Here is a 6,310-nt window from a genome sequence, read left to right as displayed (position 1 = left end):
AAGCCTGTCTGCGCGTAATGTGTCGCTCATATTTATGTGCTGCTTTCTACGCCGAAAACCCCATTCAAGGGCGTCGTCTTTGTCACCACAACATAACTCAGGCCGCAACATAACCGGCGAAATCGTCGCAAACCAGCTTGCCATTCCACTGGCCAAGAAAGTTGCGTGCATGTTCGCCGGTACGGCTTGGGCTGAAGTCGTAAACCACCGCCTTGAGTGCCGAAAAAGGCGTGGTGCAGTAGGCCCAGACGTAAGCACGGTGGGTTTTCTTCTCGCCCGGTGCGAGCATCTGCACCGGCGTTTCGTCAGCGTGGATCACGCCTTGAGCAAGCACTGTTTCGCGCAGCGCATCGACCAAGGGCTGGAGCTGCACACCGGTTTGGCCGACCCATTGCGCCAGTGTCGAGCGAGCGATGGCCAAGCCGGCGCGGCCAAAGATTTTCTCTTGCCGATACAGCGGCAAATGGTCAGCGAACTTGGCCACCATCACGTGAGCCAGCAGCCCGGCGGTCGGGATGCCCTTGTCGATCACCTGCGCCGGTACCGGTGCCTGGATCAGCGTTTCGCAGTCGCGGCAGACCCATTTCCCACGCACATGCTGCTCAACGGTGAACACGCCCGGCGTGTAGTCGAGCTTCTCGCTAACGTCTTCGCCGATGCGCTGAAGCTGGCAGCCGCGCACTGGGTGTTTTCTGGCTCGTGATGGATCACGGTACGTGGGAACTGCGCAGGCAAGGGTGCATGCCTGGACTGGCTGCGTGGTTCGGCCGGCGCAGCCGGCGGATTCAACGCCTTCAACTCTGCCTCGATGGCCGCGATGTCGGTGTCGAGCAGGCTGCCTTGGGCAGGACTCAATTGCTCACTACGCTTGGCAAACTTATTACGTTTGAACCAGGCGATTTCGTGGGTGAGTTGCTCGATGATTGTTTGGTCGCGGTGATTCTTCTTGCCCATCCTGTCGACTTGCTGCCCGAGAGAGTCAACCTGCGACAGCAACTGTGCCGCGAGTGCACGCAGTTGGTCGGGGGACATTTGGTCGAGATTGGGCGAGGAAGTCATGCCGCGAATTTTGCCAGAGCAGGCCGTTCGCGGCGATAGACCAATTGGCTAATAGCGGGCGTTAAAGCAGTGTGATTGCACCGCCAGCCCCAACGCGTTGCCAAGGTAGGCCGAGCACCAAGGCCTGAAGTTGCTCAGTATCCAGCTCTATCTCGGAGCCACTCCGAATGCCGGGCCAGTGAAACTTTCCTTGATTCAATCGGCGAGCAGCCAGCCAGACGCCAAACCCGTCATGCACCAGCACTTTCATACGAGTGGCACGGCGGTTGGCGAACAGATAAGCGCAGTGCGGCTTCGCCGCACCAAACACCGCGATCACCCTGGCAAGCGCAGTTTCAGTGCCGGCACGCATGTCCATGGGCTCGGTGGCTAGCCAGATGGAGTCGATGCGGATCACTCGGCAAGCCCACGGACAAAGCGGGCGCATCCTTCAGGATCGGAGGTTGGCCATTTCACCGTGATCGATTGCTCGCCAAGCGGCAGCTCAATGATCGCCGACGCTTCAGCCTGCCGCTTTGGCGTAGCTCTCAATGGGACGAAAGCCGGCAACGCCGCTGTCGGCTGATCTCGGTAAAGCGGTAGCCACTTGCGGATAACGTTGGCGTTGATGCCGTGGCTGATGGCAACGCTGGATAGGGTTGCGCCCGGTTGCAGGCATTCCTGAACAACCTGGGCCTGGAACGGTTTAGGGTAAGAGCTTCGTTGGCGCATGGAAATCCTGGCGTTAAGGGCTATCGCGTCCGCTTAAAATACGCGGACACCATCGCCCTTAATGCTGGAGTTTGGAAGGTGTGTTCCCGGCACGCTTACAGTTAGCAGCCAGAGCCTTATGGTGCGCAGGCCGAGCACAGTCACCCTTATGCTCTCTCGCCTGCCAGGCGGAGCATTAACACTAAGCTTGCTTTAGACCAAATCGAAGCTCAACCCAATGGGCGCCATCAGCTTTTGGCATTGCTGGTACGTGACGGTATAGCCGATGGCGCTTTGCAAATTCAATCGAACCAGGGAGCAGATCTGATGCGTGCGTAGGCTGCCAGCATCATTACTAATGGATGACGCTATTCGCTTCGGTTGCTGGATTTTGTTCTTCGTCATAGGCGCGAATTACAGTTCCGAGCAGTTCGTGTGGCTCCCGTCTGCATATCCCGGTAGATCTCTGCGTTGAGTTGGCCACCCAGTCGTGGACCTTTTGCTCCTGTGCAATCCTTCAGCGGTGGAGTCCCACCAATGCGGTGGCCTTGAATACCGCCGCCTCCACACCTTTGAACTCATCGACGGCCTCAGTCAGTTGACTCCACTGGGCGTCAGTCAGGGAGTCCCGCATAGGCCCCAACTCTCCAATTGCGAGCGATTTCAAACGTTGGTCTACGATGCTGAGCACGCTTTCGATGACGTCTGGAATCTGATTCTCGCTGACATTCTTCAGCGATTGGCTAAAGCCACGAAGCACTTTGTATTTGGATTCATCGTCATGTATGCCCAGGAAGGCGATAACCAGACTATGAAGGTCTTCCGGATCAAGCGATGGCAGTGCGGCGCCCATGGCTTCAAGCACCATGCACTGAAAGCCAGGATGACCCACAAGCTTAAGAGTCGCGTTTATCACAGTGGGTATGTATTTCGGACGCTCAGTCTCATGCATACCTGCAATTGCAGTACCTATGTTGCTCAGAATAATTGCTCGGATTTTTTCGTGCGGGTGCTCAGTAAGGCTGACGATGTACTTAGTCATTTTCTCATTGAGGATGTACTCAGTCTTTTCCTTATTGAGGCAACGTGCACCGAGTGCCTGTGTCAGGCTTGGCAACGCCGCCATTTTTATGTTGCCTCCCTGCATCACTTGTACTTGCCCGAATAGCTTTTCACGATGCGCATGATTCAGAAGGCCTATGGCCGGTCCCAATTCTCCTATCGTTATGCACTTAGGTTCATCTTCCATATTTACTAGCTGCTCGCCGAGATCGGCAAGCTGCTCGCCGAAATTGACAAGCTGTGCGTCGTTTAGATGGCTTAACGCAGGACCGAATGCCCCGAGAGCTTTAGCTTGATCGGTCGCATTCTTGATTCCCACAATGCTTTCGATCAGCGAGTCGCAATGCTCCCCGATTTGCCCTTGCGCAATCGCGGTAGCCAACCCGGCAAGCGCGAAATGCTTGACGTCATCACCTAACTTAAGGTAGATGTCAACGACAGAGGTGCGCTGAGTATTGTTCATTTGGCTTTGGCTCATTACCTCGCCCAAATTCCCGATCAACCTCGCCTTGAGTTCGCCGTCGGGAAGGGCGCGCACAGCAGCAATAACGCGCTGCCGTTGCTGCGTGTCCAGGACAGGGAATGACTTACAAAGTTCTGCAAGAGCTTTACTGGGGTGCACATGATTCTTGCTTTCGAAGCTGACGACTAACGGTCCCGCTTTTTTGATTTTCTCGTGGTCGCTTAGAATGGCGTCAAAAACTCTATTTCGATCAGGGGCCTCAAGATGAACAAGTCCAGCGGCAAGCCACGTTGTCATACTTGTTCTATAGCCGGGATTCTTGTTGTCAAGGGCGAAGGTAACGATGGCTGTGCGCTTTTTTGGGCCCAGGAGATCGAGTATTTTGGAACTCTGATCACTGGCAAATTCGCTATAGCGGATGTTGTTGGCTCTTGGTACCAGCGCCTTTAATGATCGGTACTGCAATAAAAGTTCTTTGTCCCCGGGCTGTAATAAACCGGATGTCTTGTTTTTCAGTAATAAAGCCTTATACGTTTCAAATCCTGAGCCGTCTGCGACGTGATTAGGGATTTTAAGATTCAAATTAGTTTTTTTTGCGCTTAGCTTTATGTCATCCAGAGAACGCCCTTGGGCTTGAACAGGAGGCGTTGCTGGTTCGTCTATTTGAGGGGGAGTGGGAGGGCGGATATCAATTTTTGGCATTACCGTAGGTGTAGTAGAGAAGTTAGTAACAGACGGCATTATCATTAACTTGTTCCTTGTGAAAGCGGTCCGGTGCTAAGCCGCATGTATGCGGAAATTCAGCAGAGGAGTATCGGTGTGGATATCTTGCCAGTCTGAGTGGCCACCGCACGGAAACGAGTTCCAAATCAGACCGACAACGCCGAGTGCATCCATGGCGGGGAGTTTGCCAAAACTCCATTCGGTCCGGCTTTTTTCAACGGCCTGGCCTTCTCGGCAGCTCTAAGCCGCTGGGTATCTTGCGCTTGACGGCTAATGCCTTGCCGAAAACGAGTGTGTTAGCAGCGATTGCGAGGCTTTCGCCTTGTTGTGCCTGCCGGCCTGGGAGGCCTCCATTGTTTGCCAACCATTCTCCACCTCTTCAGGGAACCAACTTTCGCCCCGGACCACACAGTTGAATTCTTCCTTCACGGATCGCGACCACCATGCGTATTGCCGGCAGACCTTACACAGTACCGCGCCCCAATTGCCAGAGGGTTTTGGCAGGCCAGTTGTCAGCGCCGCCCTCGAATTGGGGGCGAGATTAAACCTGTCGCCCTAACCGGGCTGCACAGTTGAATGCTTTTAAGGATTCGAGACTTCGGTTCCCAATTAGTTCTATGTCTGCTCGCTGAGCACATCCAGCCAAGTGGGCTATTTTTACCCGCAAACAACCTTGCGAGTCAGAGAGGCGGGGGAAGTGGCAGCGGCAACGGTCAGTTGCCGACTTGATGCAAAGACACGTTTTTCTAAAACATAAAGCATCCGTCTTGGCGGCAAGCACGAAAACTTTCCTGTTTGCTGTCGTTGCCCAAGGGGCTGTCAGTGTCCATCCATTTTTATCATTTAAAAAGGGATTTTTCATGTCAGTAACCATTCCACGGAACCTCTCTTTTGAGAGCCTCCCGCAGATAGTCGCTTCTCCATCGGCCGCTGGCCATCTCCATGGGACTGCTTCGACCACATCGGTTGGACAGGTACAGGCAGCCAACCTAGCGGGCATCAAGGACGTCATGGAGGAGGTGTTTGCTAGTCATAGGCAGGAGCGCATTCCTCACCGTCCCCCTGGATCCCCCGCGGCGACACTAGATGAGTTTCGGTGCATCAACGAACTTAACGAAGGTATTGGGAAGCACAACACGCAAATCGACAGCCTGATCGATAGCCGTGCAGCCAAACTGCTGGACATAGGTGAAAGCCCCGCTGACGTCAGAGCCATGCTGAGCAAAGCTGCCATATTGGACCGGGTCTCGACCACCGCGTCTTACTTTGTTCGTGCAATGCCCTTTGCGGCGGCGTCAGTAGTGCAATACATGGAGCCGCAAATCAATGAAGGCAAGTGGCTACCTACCGCCCTGCAACCTCTGGCGCCCTTCATCTCCGGGGCAGTTTCCGGGGTCATGGATACCGTTGGGACCGGCATGATGAACCCGATGACTGGCGATGCCTATTACCTCCGCGCGTCGCCGGACCAGTTGCATGACGCCATGGCGCATTCGCTCGAGAAAAAATCTCCCGGAAAGAAGCAAAAGGTCCTAGACCACGCCATTGCCATTCAGGGCTACACCGTGCGCAATGCGAGCCGGACCGGCGTGGCCCCGGTCATGGAGCATTTCGCGCCTTCAGCCAAAGGCGCGACGGACATCGGTTTCGTCGCGGGTGGAGGCTTGTTGGCCAACGTGCTCTATGGCAACCGGATTCACACGACTGAACAGCGAGATTCGCTCAGGGGAGGGGCCTTTCTGTTTGGTCGCAAGGATGCGCAACCAAAAGAAAATCTGAACGATGAAACCGAGTGGCTTGACGCTTACATGGCCCTGAAGAACGCCGGCGTATCCAGCGTGGCGTTCAATGCTGTGAAACGTGGGGCGGGCCTGACCGTCGACGCGTTCACCCACACATTACCCGCGTTCGGAGATCTTGTTAAGCCCACGCCCATTGTCCAAAACGGACTTGCCTTATCCGCTGGATTCGCCGCTGTCGGTATGGCTCAGGGAGCGCTTGCAGGCCATGTGTCGCACCCGGTGGCCAAGGAAGCCGTCCGCCAAATAACCAACACGGTCATGTCCGCGGGCGTTTTCGCAGGTTGGACTGCGCTGGGCGTCGTAACCGACTCTGTGGTGGACAGCGCCGTGAAGTTTCTCCAGGAGGATGTGAAGGGCGTGCCAGCCGCAGTCGCAAACACGGGTATCAAATTAGGTAAGGCAGGTATCGATGCGGGTATAGCAGTGGGTAAAGCGGGTAAGGCAGGTTTTGACGCGAGTATAGAAGTGGGTAAAGCCGTGGGTACGGCAGGTATCGACGCGAGTATAGAAG

General features: G+C 55.1%; 4 protein-coding genes and 1 pseudogene. 1 reads left to right on the top strand and 4 read right to left on the bottom strand.

What is annotated here, in order from left to right:
* Positions 1–100 precede the first annotated feature (100 nt).
* From tnpC to WLY71_RS28970, 4 genes and pseudogenes are all read right to left on the bottom strand, one after another.
* A pseudogene (tnpC, locus tag WLY71_RS28985) lies at positions 101–1,059 on the bottom strand (IS66 family transposase); the annotation flags it as partial.
* A 61-nt stretch (positions 1,060–1,120) separates the two neighbouring features.
* Positions 1,121–1,456: an IS66 family insertion sequence element accessory protein TnpB gene (gene tnpB, locus WLY71_RS28980; protein ID WP_347806303.1), complete on the bottom strand. Its 336-nt coding sequence runs from the start codon at positions 1,454–1,456 to the stop codon at positions 1,121–1,123.
* On the bottom strand, positions 1,453–1,770 hold the full coding sequence (gene tnpA, locus WLY71_RS28975; RefSeq protein ID WP_347806302.1) for an IS66-like element accessory protein TnpA: 318 nt from the start codon (positions 1,768–1,770) through the stop codon (positions 1,453–1,455). Before tnpA ends, tnpB begins: the two co-directional genes overlap by 4 nt.
* A gap of 496 nt (positions 1,771–2,266) precedes the next feature.
* Positions 2,267–4,021: a hypothetical protein gene (locus WLY71_RS28970; protein WP_347806301.1), complete on the bottom strand. Its 1,755-nt coding sequence runs from the start codon at positions 4,019–4,021 to the stop codon at positions 2,267–2,269.
* Positions 4,022–4,725: 704 nt separating this feature from the next.
* Here WLY71_RS28970 and WLY71_RS28965 point away from each other — a divergent pair.
* A partial coding sequence (locus tag WLY71_RS28965) for a hypothetical protein (RefSeq protein WP_347806300.1) occupies positions 4,726–6,310 on the top strand: 1,585 nt, incomplete at its 3' end.

Source organism: Pseudomonas rossensis, assembly GCF_039888995.1.
GTDB classification, from domain to species: Bacteria; Pseudomonadota; Gammaproteobacteria; order Pseudomonadales; family Pseudomonadaceae; genus Aquipseudomonas; species Aquipseudomonas rossensis.
Note: the sequence above shows the minus strand (reverse complement) of the source record. Positions and strands in the feature narration are given on the sequence as shown.

Coding starts and splice junctions, on each gene's coding strand:
- tnpA (WP_347806302.1), bottom strand. CDS start 1,770: ATGCGCCAACGAAGCTCTTACCCTAAACCGTTCCAGGCCCAGGTTGTT.
- WLY71_RS28970 (WP_347806301.1), bottom strand. CDS start 4,021: ATGATAATGCCGTCTGTTACTAACTTCTCTACTACACCTACGGTAATG.